Annotated in this window: 1 pseudogene; it reads right to left on the reverse strand. The window is 61.9% G+C overall.

Going from position 1 to position 244, the window contains the following annotated elements:
* A pseudogene (locus SB754_RS22420) lies at window positions 1–244 on the reverse strand (rhamnose isomerase); the annotation flags it as partial.

Consider the following 244-nt stretch of genomic DNA (forward strand, 5'->3'; position numbering starts at 1 on the left):
CTCGTACATGTGGTCGATGGCCTTTTGCCGCACGGCGGGGTCGCTGTGCGTCAGGCTGCCTAACTTGTACTCGTCGTCCTGGAAGGTGTTGCTGTTGACGGTGCCAGGGGCAATGTTGTGCTCCTTGGCGTAGGCGCCCAGCTCCGTGTAGTCATCCACCTTGTCCCAGGGGATGTGGAGTGCGACGGCGGGGGCAAGCCCGGTCAGTTCGTTGACCTTGGCGGCATCCGCAATCTTTTCCTGG

The organism is Leifsonia sp. SIMBA_070, assembly GCF_046534635.1.
Taxonomy (GTDB): domain Bacteria; phylum Actinomycetota; class Actinomycetes; order Actinomycetales; family Microbacteriaceae; genus Leifsonia.